Source organism: Rhodoferax sp. LS1P39 (assembly GCF_056521425.1).
This window is the reverse complement of sequence record NZ_JBWMAV010000010.1, coordinates 74,039-89,044: the sequence shown is the minus strand read 5'-3', so window position 1 is coordinate 89,044 and position 15,006 is coordinate 74,039. Positions and strand designations below refer to the sequence as shown.

The 15,006-nt window shown below is 64.7% G+C and carries 16 protein-coding genes; 7 read left to right on the top strand and 9 right to left on the bottom strand.

Features of this window, described 5'->3' with window-relative positions:
- Positions 1-75 precede the first annotated feature (75 nt).
- From dacB to AC097O_RS16170, 3 genes are all read left to right on the top strand, one after another.
- Positions 76-1,524, top strand: a complete 1,449-nt coding sequence (dacB, locus tag AC097O_RS16180) for a D-alanyl-D-alanine carboxypeptidase/D-alanyl-D-alanine endopeptidase (RefSeq protein ID WP_479593943.1) — start codon at positions 76-78, stop codon at positions 1,522-1,524.
- 114 nt (positions 1,525-1,638) lie between these two features.
- A complete protein-coding gene (locus AC097O_RS16175; RefSeq protein WP_479593942.1) occupies positions 1,639-2,835 on the top strand; it encodes an SGNH/GDSL hydrolase family protein in 1,197 nt (398 codons plus the stop codon).
- A gap of 24 nt (positions 2,836-2,859) precedes the next feature.
- Positions 2,860-3,528: an OmpW/AlkL family protein gene (locus tag AC097O_RS16170; protein WP_479593941.1), complete on the top strand. Its 669-nt coding sequence runs from the start codon at positions 2,860-2,862 to the stop codon at positions 3,526-3,528.
- Positions 3,529-3,718: 190 nt separating this feature from the next.
- Here AC097O_RS16170 and AC097O_RS16165 read toward each other — a convergent pair whose 3' ends face one another.
- The 4 genes from AC097O_RS16165 to purE all read right to left on the bottom strand — a co-directional run bounded on the left by AC097O_RS16165 (position 3,719) and on the right by purE (position 7,449).
- Positions 3,719-4,696 carry an SGNH/GDSL hydrolase family protein gene (locus tag AC097O_RS16165; RefSeq protein WP_479593940.1) on the bottom strand — a complete coding sequence of 326 codons (978 nt, stop codon included), beginning with the start codon at positions 4,694-4,696 and terminating at the stop codon, positions 3,719-3,721.
- Between the two features lie 88 nt (positions 4,697-4,784).
- Complete coding sequence (locus tag AC097O_RS16160) at positions 4,785-5,786, bottom strand: L-threonylcarbamoyladenylate synthase (protein ID WP_479593939.1); 1,002 nt, start codon at positions 5,784-5,786, stop codon at positions 4,785-4,787.
- Positions 5,786-6,946, bottom strand: a complete 1,161-nt coding sequence (locus tag AC097O_RS16155) for a 5-(carboxyamino)imidazole ribonucleotide synthase (protein ID WP_479593938.1) — start codon at positions 6,944-6,946, stop codon at positions 5,786-5,788. The genes AC097O_RS16160 and AC097O_RS16155 overlap by 1 nt, the downstream gene beginning before the upstream one ends.
- The gene (purE, locus tag AC097O_RS16150; RefSeq protein ID WP_479593937.1) at positions 6,943-7,449 is read right to left on the bottom strand and encodes a 5-(carboxyamino)imidazole ribonucleotide mutase; all 507 of its coding nucleotides are present in this window, start codon (positions 7,447-7,449) and stop codon (positions 6,943-6,945) included. The genes AC097O_RS16155 and purE overlap by 4 nt, the downstream gene beginning before the upstream one ends.
- A 207-nt stretch (positions 7,450-7,656) precedes the next feature.
- Between purE and trxA the strand changes: the two genes are divergently transcribed.
- The 3 genes from trxA to AC097O_RS16135 are packed head-to-tail and all read left to right on the top strand — an operon-like array spanning position 7,657 to position 9,339.
- Positions 7,657-8,616: a thioredoxin gene (gene trxA, locus AC097O_RS16145; protein ID WP_479593936.1), complete on the top strand. Its 960-nt coding sequence runs from the start codon at positions 7,657-7,659 to the stop codon at positions 8,614-8,616.
- Between the two features lie 46 nt (positions 8,617-8,662).
- Positions 8,663-8,923 carry a type II toxin-antitoxin system Phd/YefM family antitoxin gene (locus tag AC097O_RS16140; protein WP_479589182.1) on the top strand — a complete coding sequence of 87 codons (261 nt, stop codon included), beginning with the start codon at positions 8,663-8,665 and terminating at the stop codon, positions 8,921-8,923.
- Complete coding sequence (locus AC097O_RS16135) at positions 8,920-9,339, top strand: PIN domain-containing protein (RefSeq protein WP_479594034.1); 420 nt, start codon at positions 8,920-8,922, stop codon at positions 9,337-9,339. Before AC097O_RS16140 ends, AC097O_RS16135 begins: the two co-directional genes overlap by 4 nt.
- A 58-nt stretch (positions 9,340-9,397) precedes the next feature.
- Here AC097O_RS16135 and AC097O_RS16130 read toward each other — a convergent pair whose 3' ends face one another.
- Both AC097O_RS16130 and AC097O_RS16125 read right to left on the bottom strand, forming a co-directional pair.
- On the bottom strand, positions 9,398-9,760 hold the full coding sequence (locus tag AC097O_RS16130; protein ID WP_479589181.1) for a transposase: 363 nt from the start codon (positions 9,758-9,760) through the stop codon (positions 9,398-9,400).
- Positions 9,760-10,809, bottom strand: coding sequence for a fatty acid desaturase (locus AC097O_RS16125; RefSeq protein ID WP_479593935.1), 1,050 nt, complete (start codon positions 10,807-10,809; stop codon positions 9,760-9,762). The genes AC097O_RS16130 and AC097O_RS16125 overlap by 1 nt, the downstream gene beginning before the upstream one ends.
- A 118-nt stretch (positions 10,810-10,927) precedes the next feature.
- On the opposite strand from AC097O_RS16125, the gene AC097O_RS16120 reads away from it, so the two are divergent.
- On the top strand, positions 10,928-11,983 hold the full coding sequence (locus AC097O_RS16120) for a LacI family DNA-binding transcriptional regulator (RefSeq protein WP_479589176.1): 1,056 nt from the start codon (positions 10,928-10,930) through the stop codon (positions 11,981-11,983).
- Between the two features lie 99 nt (positions 11,984-12,082).
- On the opposite strand, the gene AC097O_RS16115 is transcribed toward AC097O_RS16120, so the two are convergent.
- The 3 genes from AC097O_RS16115 to AC097O_RS16105 are packed head-to-tail and all read right to left on the bottom strand — an operon-like array spanning position 12,083 to position 14,700.
- Positions 12,083-12,793 (bottom strand): creatininase family protein, encoded by a 711-nt coding sequence (locus AC097O_RS16115; RefSeq protein WP_479593934.1) that lies wholly within the window; start codon positions 12,791-12,793, stop codon positions 12,083-12,085.
- On the bottom strand, positions 12,790-13,764 hold the full coding sequence (locus AC097O_RS16110) for an aldo/keto reductase (protein WP_479593933.1): 975 nt from the start codon (positions 13,762-13,764) through the stop codon (positions 12,790-12,792). The genes AC097O_RS16115 and AC097O_RS16110 overlap by 4 nt, the downstream gene beginning before the upstream one ends.
- Before the next feature lie 12 nt (positions 13,765-13,776).
- Positions 13,777-14,700: a sugar ABC transporter substrate-binding protein gene (locus tag AC097O_RS16105; protein ID WP_479593932.1), complete on the bottom strand. Its 924-nt coding sequence runs from the start codon at positions 14,698-14,700 to the stop codon at positions 13,777-13,779.
- Between the last annotated feature and the right edge of the window lie 306 nt (positions 14,701-15,006).

The window sequence follows — 15,006 nt, the reverse complement described above, 5'->3', positions numbered from 1 at the left end:
AATTTACATAAGAAAATGGCGGTCAGCGCTGGATTATCAAGCGCAATCAGCTACTATTTCTATAGCTGACAACCTATGACACATTCCACACACTCCCCCCGATTTTGGCGCAGCCTGTGCGCACTTGTTTTGTGGGCCTTGTCCACCGTAGCCACCGTGGCCATGGCCCAGCGCCTGCCCCCCGACATCGCCAACGCCCTGGCTCGGGCCAAGGTGCCGCAGGACGCGGTCAGCCTGTATGTGGCGCGGGCCGACGGCGTGGGGCTGCCGCGCCTGAGCCACCGGGCCAACGCGCTGGTGAACCCGGCCTCGGTGATGAAACTGGTCACCACCTTTGCCGCGCTCGACACGCTGGGGGCCGACTACACCTGGAAAACCCGTTTCTACGCCGACGGCCCGCTCAAAGACGGCGTGCTCTACGGCAACCTGTACATCCAGGGCGGCGGCGACCCCAAGCTGGTGCTGGAGCGCATTGCCGCCACCTTTGCCGCCCTGCAAACCCGGGGCGTGCTCCAGGTGCGCGGCGACATCGTGCTGGACCGCCACATCTTCGCGCCCGAAGCCCGCGACCCGGCCGAGTTTGACGGCCAGGCGCTCAGCCCCTACAACGTCGCGCCCGACGGCCTGCTGGTCAACTTCAAGTCGCTGATCTTCACCTTCACCCCCGAGCCCGACAGCGGCATCGCCCGCATCCGCAGCGAGCCGCCGATTGCCGACGTGCTGATGGACGCGCAGGTGCCCCTCAGCGCGCAAAGCTGCAACGACTGGCGCGGTGCGCTGCAGGCCGAGTTTGCCGACCCGGACCGGGTGCATTTCGGCGGCAGCTACCCGGTCAAATGCGGTGAACGCGTCTGGCCGGTGGCCTATATAGACCCCGCCAGCTACGCCCGCCGCGTGCTGCAGGCCATGTACCTGGGGCTGGGCGGCACCCTGACCGGCGTGGTGCGCGATGGCCGCACGCCTGCAGATGCCACCTGGCTGATGGACGCGCCCTCGCTGCCGCTGGGCGAGCTGATTGCCGATATCAACAAATTCAGCAACAACGTGATGGCGCAGCAGATGTTCCTCACGCTGGGCCTGCAGGCGGGCCGCCCCGGCACCTTCGCCGCTTCCCGCGCCGCCGTGGCCGCCTGGTGGCCGCGTGCCATCGGCAGCAACGTGCCCGTGCCCACGCTGGAAAACGGCTCCGGCCTGAGCCGCGACGAGCGCGCCAGCGCCAGCGCTCTGGGCCAGTTGCTGCGCCGCGCCGCCGCGCATCCACAGGCAGCGGTGTTTGCCAACTCGCTGTCCATCGCAGGGCTTGACGGCACCACGCAGCGCATGCGCGACCGCGGCCTGGCCCCCGAATCCATGGGCAACGCCCAGCTCAAAACCGGCACCTTGCGCGACGTGGCCTCGGTGGCGGGCTATGCCACCGGGCGCAGCGGCCAGCGCTACGTGGTGGTGGGCATCGTCAACCACCCCCTGGCCCCGGCGGCCCGCCCGGCGCTGGATGCCTTGGTGGAGTGGTCGGTGAAGGAGTAACAGATGTGATAAACCGGCTCCATCGGTAGTAACCCTTTGATCATTCCGGGTATTCCCGCGTACCATTTTGGCCGCAAACGAACGACCGTTCTTTTTTTCCAACAGGAGTGAGAAATGCATTGGATTCCCACAAAAATGGCGCTGCTGGTGGCCTCGGTATCGGCCGCGCTGGTCTTGGCTGCCTGTGGCAGTGGCGGTAGCGATACCTCCACCAAGGTCACCTACACCGCCCTGGTGTCCTTTGGCGACAGCCTGAGCGATGTGGGAACCTACAAGGTGGGCGCGATTGCCGCCGTGGGTGGTGGCCGCTGGACGGTCAACAGCAGCGGCACCGGCCCGGTCAACTGGACCGAGCTGCTGGCCGGGCAGATCAATGTGGCCGCGCCCTGCCCGGCGCAAACCGGTTTGCTGTCCAACGTGCCCCAGATTCCCCTGGTGCCAGTGGTCACCAACGCCAACTGCACCAACTACGCCCAGGGCAGCTCGCGCGTGACGCTGCCCTTTGGCCCCAACGCGGTGGCCTTGCAGCCCTACATCACCCCCGACACCAATATCGGCCTGATGGCCGTGCCGCTGGTCACCCAGTTCACCACCCAGTTGGCGGCGCATGGCAACTACACCGGCAAGGAGCTGGTCACCGTGATGGCCGGTGCCAACGACATCTTCATGCACGCCAATGCCGTGTCGGCAGCGGCTGCGGGCGGCGCAGCGGCGGCAGGTGCTGCCACGCTGGCGGGCTGGAGCAATGCCGAAGTCAACGCGGTCCTCGCAGGCGGTGCCGCTGCGGTCAACGCCGCCGCCACGGCCGCCGTCACCCATTCGGCCCTGAACGCCGCCGCGCTGGCCGCCGCCATCAAGGCATCGGTCACTGGCAAGGGGGCCAAGTACGTGGTGGTGGTCAACGTGCCCAGCATCGAGTACACGCCTTTTGGCCAGGCCTCTGGCGCGGCTGCTTTGCTGCGCTCCATGGTCACCACCTTCAACAGCACCTTGAAAAATGACCTGGCGGGTGTGCCGGGCTTGCTGGTGGTGGATGCCTATACCCAGGGCATCGCGCAGTACAACAACCCGGCGCAGTACGGCATCACCAACGTCACCGTACCCGCCTGCAGCAGCACCGCCCCCAGTGCCAGCAATCCGGGGGGCAATATTCTGCTGGGCTCGTCCCTGGCCTGCACTGCCAACAATACCCTCAGCGGCGTGGATGTCAGCACCTACTTCTACGCCGATGCTGTCCACCCCACGCCCGCGGGCTACAAGCTGCTGGACCGCTACGTGGCCGAGCAAATGGCCAAAGCGGGCTGGCTGTAGTGCATTGAAGAATAAGGACACACCATGAAACCCCACCCTCTGGCCCTGGCCTGCGCCCTCTTGCTGGCCACTGGTGCGGCCCACGCCCAAACGGCTGGCACGTGGATGCTGCGCGGCGGCCTGACCCACATCACCCCCCAGGTCGACAGCGGCAATCTGTCGGCCTCCAGCCTGCCGGGCACGCAGATCGACTCCGATGCCGACACCCGACTGGGGGGCGGCATCACCTACATGCTGACCCACCACTGGGCGGTGGATCTGCCCCTGGCCTTGCCGTTCAAGCACAAGCTGACCGGTGCCGGGGCCATCCAGGGCGTGGGCAAAATTGGCGAGGTCCAGGCGCTACCCATGTCGGTGTTTGGCCAGTACCGGTTTGGCGAGGCCAATGCCCAGTTCCGGCCCTTTGTAGGCGCGGGCCTGACCTACGCCAAGTTCTACAAAGAGCGTGGCACCTCCACCCTGACGGCCATCACCGGCGGCACCTCCAGCAACCCGACCACGTTGACCTTGGACTCCAAGCTGGCCGTGTCCATCCAGGCCGGTGCCACTGTGGCCCTGAACGAGCGCTGGTTTGTCGAAGGCACGGTGGTCAAAACCTTCCTCAAAACCCATGGGGCCCTGTCCACCGGCCAGACCATCGACGTGACGCTCAACCCGCTGACCCTGTGCCTGGGCGTTGGCTACCGCTTCTAAGCCACCCACGCGCCCACAAAAAAACCGACCCTTGGGTCGGTTTTTTCTTGGATGTTATCCCAGGGATACCGTGGAACTGGCTTTGCCAGGCCACTGGTATCGCCCCCTGCAAGGGGGTTGGCGGAAACATGCGTTCTCGGTCCTTTGGTCCGATTCCGGGGCAGTGTGGAGCCTGGGGGTGAGCCCTATTTCACCAGCGTGTGTGGATGCGTCCGTAGGCGTACAGGCCAAACAGGCGCTGCGCGATGGGCGTGAAGTACAGGTTGTCGGCAAACAGGTACTGGTCGTAGGTCACACCGGCCGACGTGGCGGTAATGGCCGGGTTGACGGTGCTGGGGGTGCACTTGGAGGAGTTGACCTGGCCTGTGCCGGTGCCAATGCCCGCGCCCGCATCTACCGAGTTGCAGGCGATGCCATCGACCGAGGGAATGCCGTAGTTGTTGTGGTCTTCGCCGTGCAGCAGGTTGAAGTAGTAGGCCGCGTCGATGTAGAGCACGCTGGCACCCAGATCGACGATAGACACCAGCATGGCATCGTTGAACTTGCCGCTGGCGGTTTGCATCAGGCCGGTCTGGCCCAGCGTCTTCGCCCAGGGGGTGATGCCCAGGTTGTACGGGCCCACCACCACCACGTGCTTGCCACCGGCCGCCACCAGGCGGCGCACTTGCGCGCCCAGGTCCTTGCCGTGCTGGACGGCGTTGGCCACCATCGCGTCCGAGTTCTGGGTGCCCGCTGTGACGGCCGCCATTTCGACCACCAGGTCGCTGATACCGGCGTTGACGGTCACGATGTCGTTGTCGTTCAGGGTCACGCCGCTGGCCAGGAAGGCATCGATCTGTTGCGTCACCGTCTGGGTGGTGGTGCTGCCGGCTGCGTCGGTGGTGTTTTTGATGCGGGCATTGCCCTGGGCGTACACATAGCCGCCGCTGGTTACCGGGGTTGCGGTCAAACCGTAGCTGCTGGCTACTTGCCCCAGCCAGGTGTGGATGGCGCTGTCGTTGACCGTGTAGCTGGCGCCGGGTGTCACCACGCTGAAGGCATCGCCAAACGCAATGATGCGCTTGGGTGTCAGCGCCGACTCGGTGGTGCTGGAGCCGCAGGCGGCCAACAAAGCGGCCGAGGCGCAGGCCAGCCCCAGGAAGGCGCGGCGCAAGCTAAAAACGGACATAGGTAACTCCAAAAATACGATGGGTGAGTTTAACGAGGCAATCCAGGCATGCCGGGTAAAGAAGCGTAAGCCCTCTTTATGCGACTAACTACGCGACGGACGCGCGTTGCAAACGGTCGTGCACGCCTTCCCATTCGGGGGTGTCGGGCGGGGTCTCCACCCAGATCAGGCGCACGCCCTGGGTGTCGAAGTCGCGCAGGGCGGCAAACAGGGCCTGGGCGGCGGCGACCGCATCCGTGGGCATGGGCTTGCAAATCACCTGGGCCGAGCGGCTGCGCAGGGGCTGGCGGGCGTACACGGCAATCGTCACCGCCTGGCCATCCAGGCCGGTGCCCAGCAGGTCCAGCGCGGTTTGCAGCGCGGCAGCGGTCATCAGCCGTACCTTGGCCGTGGGCGCGTAATGCGCCTCCAGCGTGCCGGATGCGCGCGGCGCGTTGGCCACGTCGTCCTTGTCGCGCAGCGGCTGGCCGCAAGCGGCTTCGATCTGGTCGCGGCCAATGCTGCCGGGGCGCAGCAGCACCGGCTCACCCCGTGTGCAGTCCACGATGGTCGATTCGATGCCCATGGTGCAGGGGCCGCCGTCCAATACCAGCAGATCGGCACCGAACTCGGACTGCACATGCGCTGCCGTGGTGGGGCTGACGCGGCCAAACTGGTTGGCGCTGGGTGCCGCCAAACCTGCCACGCCCAGGGCCGCGCAGGCTTGCAACACTGCCTGGGCCACGGGGTGGGCCGGGCAGCGCAGGCCGATGCTGTCCTGCCCGCCTGCCGCTGCCGCGCCCACGCCGGGGCGGCGCGGCAGGATCAGCGTCAAGGGGCCGGGCCAGAAGGCCGCCATCAGCGCCTGGGCAAACGGGGGCACGTCGGACGCGAAATGCGCCACACCATTGCCGTCGGGTGCGATGTGCACGATCAGCGGGTGGTCGCTGGGGCGGCCCTTGGCGGTGAAGATCTTGGCCACCGCCGCGTCGCTGGACGCATCGGCTGCCAGCCCGTACACCGTCTCGGTGGGCAGGCCCAGCAGCTCGCCCGCAGCCAGTACCTGGGCGGCTTGCCCGATGACGGCGGGGTCGAATCCGTCCAGCACCATCAGAACGTCTCGATGCCGAGCAGCACGGCAGCTTGCAGGGCGGTGGCGCGCACGGCATCGACCGTGGGGCCGGTGAACGTCAAATGGCCCATCTTGCGGCCCTTGCTGGCGCTGGCTTTGCCGTACAGGTGCAGGTGCGCGCCGGGCAGGGCCAGCACGTCCGCCCAAGGGGGCGTGATGGCCTGCTCGGAGCGCACAAACCACAGGTCGCCTAGCAAATTCAGCATGATGGCCGGGCTGTGCTGGCGCGGCTGCACCAGCGGCAGGCCGGTGAGGGTGCGCACCTGCAGCTCGAACTGCGAAACGTCGCAGCAGTCCATGCTGGCGTGGCCGCTGTTGTGCGGGCGCGGGGCAATCTCGTTGACCACCAGGCTGCCGTCTTGCAGCACGAAAAATTCCACGCACAGCACACCCACGTACTGCAGCTCGTTTGCTATGGATTTTGCAGCTGCTACCGCTTGCTCCATCAGCACGGGAGGCATATTTTCTTTATAAACTTCGGTGACGGCCAGAATGCCGTCGCGGTGCAGGTTGCGCTGGGGCGGCAGGTGCACCATCTGGCCGTCGGCACCGCGCGCCACGATCACCGAACACTCGGATGCCAGGGGCAGCATTTTTTCCAGCACGCAGGGCACATGCTTCATGTCGGCCCAGGCGGCGGCCAGCGCGGCGCGGTCGACCACGCGGGCCTGGCCCTTGCCGTCGTAGCCCAGGCGGGTGGTCTTCAAAATGCCGGGCAGCAGGGCTTCGTCCACCGCAGCCAGTTGCTCTGGCGTGTCGATCACCGCATAGGGCGCGCAGGGCACGCCGCAGCGCACGAAATGGGCTTTCTCGGCCGCGCGGTCCTGGGCGATGGCCACGGCGGACGCGGCGGGCGACACCGTGGTGTACACCGCCAGGCGGGCCAGAGCCGAAGACGGCACGTTCTCAAATTCGGTGGTGATGGCATCGCAGGTCTCGGCCAATTGGCCCAGGCCCGGCGCGTCCAGGTATCCGGTGGCGATGTGGTGGTGGCTCACGCGCCCGGCGGGGCTGGCCGCGTCCGGGTCGAGCACGGCGGTGAAATAGCCCATGCGTTGGGCCGCATGGATGAACATCCGGCCCAGCTGGCCGCCGCCCATCACGCCCAGCGTGGCACCGGGAAGGATGGGGCCGCTCATAGCACGGGCGGTGCAGGCGGCACGGTCATGTTGCGGGCCGCCTCGGTTTGCGCCGCGCGGAAGGCTTCCAGTTGCGCGCGCAGGGCCGGGTTTTCATTGGCCAGCAGGGCCACGGCAAACAGAGCCGCGTTGGCCGCGCCCGCGTTGCCAATGGCAAAGGTGGCCACCGGAATGCCTTTGGGCATTTGCACAATGCTGTGCAGCGAATCCACGCCGCTCAGGTGGCGGGTAGCGACCGGCACGCCCAGTACCGGCACCGTGGTTTTGGCGGCCAGCATGCCCGGCAGGTGGGCGGCACCACCGGCTCCGGCGATGATGGCCTTGAGCCCGCGCCCGGCGGCGGCTTCGGCGTAGGCAAACATATCGTCGGGCATGCGGTGGGCCGATACGACCCGTGCCTCATGCGCAATGCCAAACTGTTGGAGAATCTGCACCGCATGCTGCATGGTGTCCCAGTCGGAGCTGGAACCCATCACCACACCAATTTGAACCATTGAATTCATAAGATTTTTCATTAAGTAGCCCGTTGTGGCTCACCGTCTTTTTGCAGCTATGGCGCATCTTTTCCAGAAGCACCGCAGAACTGGCTTTGCCAGGCTGCTGGTGCTGCCCCCTGCAAGGGGGTTGGCGAAAGATGCGCAGCACTGCAGCCTGGGGGTGAGTCGCTCTTTTCCCGAATTTTACTTTTTGCCTTGCGGCAACACCCCAAAATGATCGACGTTACCTTTGCCAACTTTGAAACCGAGGTCATTGCCGCCTCCATGACCACCCCGGTGCTGGTCGATTTTTGGGCTCCGTGGTGCGAGCCCTGCAAGATCATCGGCCCGCTGCTGGAGAAGGTCGAGGCCGATTACGCGGGCCGCTTCAAGCTGGTCAAGATCGACTCCGACCAGGAGCAGCAACTGGCCGAAGCCTTTGGCATCCGCAGCATCCCCACCTGCATTCTGGTGGTCAACGGCCAGCCGGTGGACGGCTTCCAGGGCGCGCTGCCCGAGGGCAAGATCAAGGAATTTCTGGACAAGCACGTGCCCGAGGGCGGGCCATTGGACGCCGAACCGTCCGAGGCCGAGCAAGCCTTGGCCCTGGCGGAGGCGGGCGACACCGATGCCGCCCTGGCCAAGCTGGCCGATACCCTGGCGCTGGACCCGGCCAACGACGAGGCGCGCTTTGACTACGTGCGCCTGCTCATCCAGACCGGCCACCTCGAAGAGGCCGAAGCCGCGCTGCAACCCACGCTGAAATACATCCCCTTGCAGCTGCGCTTCGAAGCCCTGTCGCAGTGGGTGGGTGCTCTCAATTTCGCAGCTGCTTATGCTGATGGAACGGGCGATATGGCCGAATTGGATGCAAAAATAGCCGCCAACAAGCGCGACTTCGATGCCCGCCTCGCCAAAGGCCGCATCCTGATGGCCCTGGGCGAATGGACTGCCGCCATGGACGAGCTGCTGGAAATCATCATGCGCGACAAAAAGTGGAACGACGAAGCCCCCCGCAAAGTCTTCATCGCCATCCTGGAGCTGCTCACCCCGCCCAAGCCCAAGGCCAGCGCCGATGCAGGCAACAAAACCGCAGGTGGCATTGAAATCTCCGGCAAGTCGGTCACCGAGCAAGACCCGCAGGCGCTGCTGGTGGCCACGTACCGTCGGCGGCTGAGCATGATGCTGAATTAATCAGCAATGTAGTAACATCACATCATTTTTATTTTGAGGTGTTGCCATGACTGTTACCACCCTCACCAGCCGCGAATTCAACCAGGATGCCAGCCGCGCCAAGAAGTGCACGCGCACCGGCCCGGTGTTCATCACCGACCGGGGGCGGCCCGCGCATGTGCTGCTCAGCATGGAGGACTACCGCCGGTTGACGGGCGCGCAGGTCACCCTGGCCGAGGCGCTGGCCCAGCCGCCGTCTGCGGTGCCTGATTTCGACTTTGAGCCGCCCCGCGCTGGTGGCCTGTACCGCGCCGCAGACCTGTCCTGATGTTTGTACTGGACACCAACGTCGTCTCGGAACTGCGTCGCCCCGACAAGGCGAATCCGCAGGTGCTGGCATGGGCGGAGGCCACGCCGCTGGCCCACTTCTATCTGTCCGCGATCACGGTGCTGGAATTGGAGCTGGGCACTTTGTTGATGGAACGCCGCGATGCCGCCCAGGGCGCAGTCTTGCGCGCATGGCTGGTGGAGGCGGTGCTGCCCCGGTTTGAGGGTCGCATCCTCACGGTAGACACGCCGGTAGCCCTGCGCTGCGCCGGTCTGCATGTGCCCGATCCGCGTGCCGAGCGCGATGCGCTGATCGCCGCCACCGCCCTGGTCCACGGTATGGCCGTGGCCACCCGCAACGTGGCCGACTTTGCGCCCACGGGCGTACGGGTTTTCAATCCCTGGAGCCTTGCTTAGGCCCCCCGCTTGCACCAAGCGTAATACCCCGCCCGCGTCACCTGGTAGTACTGGCACATCAGCTGCACAGAATGGGTGTCCCGGTTTGCCCCGATAAAGCGGAAGACTTCGGCTTTGGATCGAAAGCAAACCGGATGGCTTTTTTTAGCAGTTCGTGCTCCTGCTGCAGGCGTTTGAACTGCTGCTCCATGGCGCACAGGCGCTGTAGCTCCACCACCGCTTGCGTATCTACCGGGGCGGGCAGGCCGACCAGTTCGCCGTCGCGCACCTGCTTGCGCCATTTGGACAGCATGAAGGGGTGGATCCCCAGCGTGGCCGCCACGTCCTTGATGCGCACGCCGCTTTGCTGGCTCATCTGCACCGCCCGCAGCTTGAACGCGCTGCCGTAGCGGTGGATTTTTTGGGGGCCGGGCGTGGCCATTACACGGCTCCGGGCACAGGCCGACTGACCTGGAAGCTGGCATCCACGGCCTGGCGCTGCAGGGCGGGCAGGATCTCGGCCCAGGCGGCCCACACGCTGGGGTAGACCGGCGGGCACTGGGCCTTGATGGCCTCGTGCAGCTTAGGCAACTGGTGCCAGGGCACCATGGGCAGGCTGTGGTGTTCGATGTGGAAGTTCATATTGCAGTACAGCCACTGGAACACCGGGTTGGTCACAAAGGTGCGGGTGTTCAGGCGGTGGTCGTAAACGTCTTCGGCCAGGCCGGTGTGCTGGGTGGCGTTGAAAAACTGGGCAAAGAAGCCGCCGTAAAAGCGCGGCAGCACGATGTACATCGCGGGCAGGATGCTCTGGCTGTAAACGCACGCGGCAATCACCGCGGCAAACACCAGCATGAAGATGCGCGCCGAGCGGATGACCTTGCTGCGTTCGGTGGCGGGGATGAAGTGCTCGCCATCCGGGCTGATGCGGCCCACTGCCTGCAAGGCAATGTCGCGCAGCAGCAGCACGCCGGACTTCAAGAAGAAGAAATCCAGCAGCGCATACAGCCGATTCGCCGGGCGCGGAAAGGCGATTTCCGGGTCTTTGCCGACGATGATGGTGTGCGTGTGGTGGCGCGTGTGGCTCCAGCGCCAGTAGTGGCCCTCGTGCAGGGTCATGAAGGCGTTGAGGTGGTAGAGCGCCTCGTTCAGCCAGCGGGTTTTGAAAGGCGTGCCGTGCGACAGCTCGTGCGCCCGGTGGTCGCTGGTGGAATACAGCACGCCGTAGACCAGGAAGCAGGGCACGGCCCACCAGGTCCCCCAGGTGAAGAAGCCCGCCACGCCGCTGGCCACCAGCAGAGCGATCCACAGGCCATAGTTCCACAGCGACTCTGTGTCAGAGCGTTTCATGAGCTGTTTCAAAAGCTTGCGGTCGATCTGCGGGGTGAACCAGCGGGCGCTGACTTCGGACTCGAATTCTTCGCGGCGCAGGTCGCCGGTGGGGGCCTGGTCGTCGCGCAGGGCATAGCGGGAGTAAGAGGTGTTGGGCATGGTTTTTTGTCTCTCGTTGTACGTGGGTGGATGCTACGAGTGCAGGTGATTTTTGGGTACTGTTGCTGCCATTTCTGCCCCATAATGTGTCAAGACAACGACCATTTTTGACACAAACATGTCAAGCCAAAATCCTTCCCGCCGCCCCACCATGGACGACGTGGCCCGCCACTGCGGGCACAGCCGCTCCACCGTCGACCGGGTGCTCAATGGCCGCAGCAATGTGCGCGAAGACACAGCCCAGCGCATCCGCGCCTCCGCCGAAGCCCTGGGCTTTTACGCGGCGGGTGTCATCACCGAGCGCCTGCGCGATGTGCGCCCGCGCCTCACGCTGGGCTTTTTGCTGCAGTTGCCGAATGCGGTGTTCTACCGGGGCCTGGCCGCAGCGCTCACCCAGGCCACGCAAGACTGCCCTACGCTGCGGGGCCGCGCCGTGGTCGAGTACCTGAAGGACCAAACCCCCGAATGCGTGGCCGAGCACCTGGCCGACCTGGGCCAACGGGTGGATGCCATCGCGGTGGTCACGGCCGACCACGCCCTGGTCAACAACGCCATCGAGGCCTTGCACCAGCGCCAGGTGCCGGTGTTCGGACTGATTTCGGACTTGAGCTCGCCCTTGCGCGCAGGCTATGCCGGGCTGGACAACCGCCGAGTTGGGCGCACGGCGGCCTGGTTGATTTCGGAGCTGGCCCACGCCCCCGGCCCGGTGGCCATTTTTGTAGGCAGCCACCGCTTCCAGTGCCAGGAGCTGAGCGAAATCAGCCTGCGCTCTTACATGCGCGAGCACGCACCGGACTTCGACCTGCTGGAGACCATTTCCACGCTGGAAAGCGATGCCTACGGCGAAGAGCGCACCCACGAGCTGCTGGACAGCCACCCCGATCTGGTGGGCTTTTACATGGGTGGCAGCGGCATTGAAGGCGTGCTCAAGGCGCTGGCGCAGCGCCGCCAGCGCAACCGGGGTGGTCAGCGCGTGGTGGGCATAGGCACTGAGCTCACACCCGTGACCCGCGCGGGGCTGATCCACCGGCACTTCGCAGCCGTCTTGTCGCACCCGCTGCCCCAGCTATGCCGCGAACTGGTGGCGCAGATGGCCGAGGCCGTGGTGCAGCCCACGGCGGGCGTGCGGCAGGTGCTGGTGCCGATGGACATCCATTTGCCCGAGAGCGTGTGAGTTTGGGCGCTACAGTTTTTAACTATATTTTTTATAGCTGCTTGCGCTTATTGAATAAGCACAGGCTGCCTGTTGGATGCCTGAAAAATAGCCTGAAATTCAGGCCACTTCCTCCACCAGCCAGCCCACCACCGCCTCCAGCAGCTCCGGCCCACGCGCCGGGTCAAAATTACGCGGGTCCGGGCCCACCACGCCCCACAGCGGGTGGCCTTGCACGTGGCGCTGCGGGCCCCAACCGTCTTCTTCGATGTTGCCGGTACGCACCGGTTTGGGCGGCAGCTGGCCGAGGTCTACGCGCTCGGGCCACAGGGCATGCAGCAGCGTGGTCTCGAACGGGCCGGCGTGGTCGGGGGCGATGGGCGGGTGGGGCAGCATGTTGATGGACAAGGCCTGTACCTGCAGCGCGTGGCCCTCGGCCTGCCAGTCCTGGGCCAGCTGGCGCACCATGGCAATCTGCTCGTCGGCGAAGTGCCCGGTGAAGAGCACCGCCTGGACCACCCCAAAGACTTCCAGCCGGGCCAGGGTCTTGCGCAGCTGGGCGACGATTTCCGAGCCAGTTTCCATCATCACCGTCCAGGGGTAGATGCCGTGGCCGCCGCCGGTGCCGTAGTGCAGCGTGGGGTAGACCAGGCCGCCGCTGCGCTGGGCGGCGCGCAGACACACGCCGTGGGCGGTCAGCGCGTCCAGCCCCACCGGCAAATGCTCGCAGTGCCATTCGATGGTGCCCAGCGGCAGGTAGACGCGGGAGGCGCGGGCCAGCTCGGCGCGGATCTCGTGGGGCCGCAGCAGTTCCAGTTGGTGCAAGCTCATTGGTAGTAGTTCCGAATCCACAGGTGCTCGCCCAGCTGGGCCAGCAGCTCGGCGGGGAAGGGCTGGCCGTCGGAATACACCAGGTTCATGTCCACCTCGGCACGGGTTTGCATACCCGGGATCAACGTGGATACCTGCCGGGAATCCAGCACGTAGCGCATGGCCGCCTCGGCCAGCGTGGGGTAGTAGGGCGCACACAGCATTTTGAGCTGGTTGACGCGTGCCAGGGTCTCGGCAAATCGGCCCTCGCGGAACATCGTATGCGGCACCGAGCCGGGGGCCCAGCGGGCGTAGGTGTCGGCGGTCCAGTGGCCCACCAACGCGCCTGAATCCAGCGGCACCCGGGCGATCAAGGCGGTGGATGTGGACTCGCCCGCTGCAAACAGGCCATGGCGCGGGCGTTGCTCAAACAGGTTGTAGACCACCTGGATGGCGTCCACCAGGCCAAAGCGGGCCAGGTCTATGCCCTCGTCGGGCCGGAAGTCGCGCAGGGACACGCCAATCTTGTCGATCTTGCCCTCGGCACGCAGGCGGTTCAGGCTCTCCAGCCAGTCCAGGGCATATAGGCCGTCGCCCATCCAGCTGTGCAGTTGCAGCATGTCCAGCCGCTCCACACCCAGGCGCTTGAGCGATTTTTCTACACTCTCGCGCAGATACCAGTCGGGGTAGCGGCCCCGCATGGCCGGGTGGTCGTCGTTTGCGTCGGGCCACTGGATAGGTTGCACCTTGGTAGCCACGTAGATTTTGTCGCCCTGCCAGGCCCGCAGCGCCCGGCCAATCACCTCTTCGCTGTGGCCCTTGCCGTACAGCTCTGCGGTATCGACAAAGTTGATGCCTTTTTCAAAGGCGTACAGCAGGGTGTCGATGGAGCGCATGTCGTCCACCGCGCCCCAGTCGCCACCGATCTGCCAGGCCCCAAAGGCCACCTCACTCACCTTCCAGCCGGTGCGGCCAAAGTCGCGGTAGCGCATCGCTTACTTGGCTTATTTGGAGTATTTGGCCAGGTTGGCAGGCGTGACCAGCTCAAACGGGATGTTCACAAAGCGGTCCACCGGCTGCTTTTTGATGAGCTTGACGGCGGCATCCAGCGAGCCCCGGCCCTGGCCTGCGGCGTTCTGGAACACGGTGACCTTCAGGTCGCCCGCTTTCATGGAAGCCAGCGCATCCGGCGTGGCATCGATACCGGCGACCAGATAGCCGGGGGTCCACTTGTTGTTGGCTTTCAGGGCCTGGATGGCGCCGATGGCCATTTCGTCGTTGTTGGCGATGATGGCATCGAACTTCAGCCCGGCGGTGAGCCAGTTCGAGACGATGTCGGTGCCGTTGGTGCGCAGCCATTTGCCTTCGCGCTTGTCCAAAATCTTGATGGCCGCGCATTCCGGGGTGGCCAGCACTTCCTCGATGTCCTTGGTGCGGGTGCGTGCCGCCTCGTTCGACAGCTCGCCCATCAACACCACGATGTTGCCCTTGCCCTTCATCAGGCGGCACATCTCCTGGGTTTGCAGCGTGCCCGAGACTTTTTCGTCAGAAGCCACAAAGGCCGCGTTCTTGGGCAGCTTGTCAAAGTCCACCGGGCGGCGGTTCACGTAGACCAGCGGAATGCCCGCGTCGCCCACCATCTTGGTCATTTTGGTGGTGGCATCGGTGTCCACCGGGTTGATGATGATGGCATCTACCTTCTGGGCAATGAAGTTCTGGATCTGGTTGAGTTGGCGGCCCACATCGTTGTCGGCGTTTTCCATTTGCACACTGGCCCCGACGGTTTTGGCCTGGGCCAGCAGCGCATCGGACATGTAGGCCAGGAAGGTTTCCTGGTTGGCCATGGCCAGGCCAATCTTCTGCGCCTGGGCGGCGAGGGGGGTCAACACGGAGGCGGCAACGGCAGCGGCGAGGATGAGTTTTTTCATTTTGAAAATTTCCTGGTGGGTGGAGCGGGGGGTTATCGACACGTCGCTACTTTAAACACCAACTTGAATAAATTTTCTAAGTAGTTACTCTGAGAGAAATAAATTTCTTTTATTAATTTGACGGGAAAATATAACGGGCCAGAGTTAGGTTTTGGTGGGGCAGTTAGGCCGCTTTTTCACTGGTGAGTTAGGCGGTTTCGGCCCTGCTAGGCGGGGCAAAAAATCGATTATCAGGGCGAGAAAAATATAATCAGACGGGTCGAATTGACACTATGGTCTAACTGCAAGAGTTAATCCGCCGGGTGA

What these genes read in the sequence shown, in the direction of transcription:
- AC097O_RS16120 (WP_479589176.1), top strand. Translation starts at nt 10,928, where the DNA reads ATGTCAAGCCAAAATCCTTCCCGCCGCCCCACCATGGACGACGTGGCC.
- dacB (WP_479593943.1), top strand. Translation starts at nt 76, where the DNA reads ATGACACATTCCACACACTCCCCCCGATTTTGGCGCAGCCTGTGCGCA.
- AC097O_RS16140 (WP_479589182.1), top strand. Translation starts at nt 8,663, where the DNA reads ATGACTGTTACCACCCTCACCAGCCGCGAATTCAACCAGGATGCCAGC.
- AC097O_RS16160 (WP_479593939.1), bottom strand. Translation starts at nt 5,786, where the DNA reads ATGGTGCTGGACGGATTCGACCCCGCCGTCATCGGGCAAGCCGCCCAG.
- AC097O_RS16105 (WP_479593932.1), bottom strand. Translation starts at nt 14,700, where the DNA reads ATGAAAAAACTCATCCTCGCCGCTGCCGTTGCCGCCTCCGTGTTGACC.
- AC097O_RS16175 (WP_479593942.1), top strand. Translation starts at nt 1,639, where the DNA reads ATGCATTGGATTCCCACAAAAATGGCGCTGCTGGTGGCCTCGGTATCG.
- AC097O_RS16110 (WP_479593933.1), bottom strand. Translation starts at nt 13,764, where the DNA reads ATGCGCTACCGCGACTTTGGCCGCACCGGCTGGAAGGTGAGTGAGGTG.
- AC097O_RS16165 (WP_479593940.1), bottom strand. Translation starts at nt 4,696, where the DNA reads ATGTCCGTTTTTAGCTTGCGCCGCGCCTTCCTGGGGCTGGCCTGCGCC.
- trxA (WP_479593936.1), top strand. Translation starts at nt 7,657, where the DNA reads ATGATCGACGTTACCTTTGCCAACTTTGAAACCGAGGTCATTGCCGCC.
- AC097O_RS16125 (WP_479593935.1), bottom strand. Translation starts at nt 10,809, where the DNA reads ATGCCCAACACCTCTTACTCCCGCTATGCCCTGCGCGACGACCAGGCC.
- AC097O_RS16115 (WP_479593934.1), bottom strand. Translation starts at nt 12,793, where the DNA reads ATGAGCTTGCACCAACTGGAACTGCTGCGGCCCCACGAGATCCGCGCC.
- AC097O_RS16170 (WP_479593941.1), top strand. Translation starts at nt 2,860, where the DNA reads ATGAAACCCCACCCTCTGGCCCTGGCCTGCGCCCTCTTGCTGGCCACT.
- purE (WP_479593937.1), bottom strand. Translation starts at nt 7,449, where the DNA reads ATGAATTCAATGGTTCAAATTGGTGTGGTGATGGGTTCCAGCTCCGAC.
- AC097O_RS16130 (WP_479589181.1), bottom strand. Translation starts at nt 9,760, where the DNA reads ATGGCCACGCCCGGCCCCCAAAAAATCCACCGCTACGGCAGCGCGTTC.
- AC097O_RS16155 (WP_479593938.1), bottom strand. Translation starts at nt 6,946, where the DNA reads ATGAGCGGCCCCATCCTTCCCGGTGCCACGCTGGGCGTGATGGGCGGC.